At 54.5% G+C, this 1,361-nt stretch carries 1 rRNA gene; it reads left to right on the forward strand.

Going from position 1 to position 1,361, the window contains the following annotated elements:
* Positions 1-36: 36 nt before the first annotated feature.
* Positions 37-1,361: ribosomal RNA gene (locus J2T23_RS19835) — 23S ribosomal RNA — on the forward strand; the annotation flags it as partial.

The following is a 1,361-nucleotide window of genomic DNA, read 5'->3' on the forward strand; positions in this document are numbered from 1 at the left end:
TGGTTCTCTCGAGTGTTTTTTGTTTTTGATCTTTGTGGTCAAGTTTTTAAGAGCACACGGTGGATGCCTTGGCATTAGGAGCCGAAGAAGGACGTAGGAATCTGCGATAAGCCTGGGGGAGTCGATAACCGGACTGTGATCCCAGGGTGTCCGAATGGGGAAACCCCGCTGAGCGCGCGAGTGACTTGGTGACCCGTACCTGAACACATAGGGTGCGTGGGGGGAACGCGGGGAAGTGAAACATCTCAGTACCCGCAGGAAGAGAAAACAATAGTGATTCCGTTAGTAGTGGCGAGCGAACGCGGATCAGGCTAAACCGTTCCATGTGTGATAGCCGGCGGGCGTTGCATGGTCGGGGTTGTGGGACTTTCCGTACCAGTTCTGCCGGGCTGGTGGGGTGTGATGTGCGCGCATAGGTGAACGGTTTTGAAAGGCCGGCCAGAGAGGGTGTTAGTCCCGTAACCGTAATGTGTTTGTACCGCCTGTGAGAGTATCCCAAGTAGTACGGGGCCCGAGAAATCCCGTGCGAATCTGTCAGGACCACCTGATAAGCCTAAATACTCCCTAATGACCGATAGCGGACCAGTACCGTGAGGGAAAGGTGAAAAGTACCCCGGGAGGGGAGTGAAACAGTACCTGAAACCGTGTGCTTACAATCCGTCGGAGCCGGCTCTGTTCTGGTGACGGCGTGCCTTTTGAAGAATGAGCCTGCGAGTTAGTGTTACGTCGCGAGGTTAACCCGTGTGGGGCAGCCGTAGCGAAAGCGAGTCTGAATAGGGCGTGTGAGTGGCGTGATCTAGACCCGAAGCGAAGTGATCTACCCATGGCCAGGTTGAAGCGACGGTAAGACGTCGTGGAGGACCGAACCCACTTCAGTTGAAAATGGAGGGGATGAGCTGTGGGTAGGGGTGAAAGGCCAATCAAACTTCGTGATAGCTGGTTCTCCCCGAAATGCATTTAGGTGCAGCGTTGCGTGTTTCTTGCTGGAGGTAGAGCTACTGGATGGCTAATGGGCCCTACAAGGTTACTGACGTCAGCCAAACTCCGAATGCCGGTAAGTGAGAGCGCAGCAGTGAGACTGTGGGGGATAAGCTTCATAGTCGAGAGGGAAACAGCCCAGACCACCAACTAAGGCCCCTAAGCGTGTGCTAAGTGGGAAAGGATGTGGAGTTGCCCAGACAACCAGGAGGTTGGCTTAGAAGCAGCCACCCTTAAAAGAGTGCGTAATAGCTCACTGGTCAAGTGATTCCGCGCCGACAATGTAGCGGGGCTCAAGTACACCGCCGAAGTTGTGGCATTCACATATTTTCCAAGCCTTTGTGGTTCAGGAGTGTGGATGGGTAGGGGAGCGTCGTGTGGGC

This window comes from Pseudarthrobacter niigatensis, from assembly GCF_030812615.1.
Lineage (GTDB): Bacteria > Actinomycetota > Actinomycetes > Actinomycetales > Micrococcaceae > Arthrobacter > Arthrobacter niigatensis.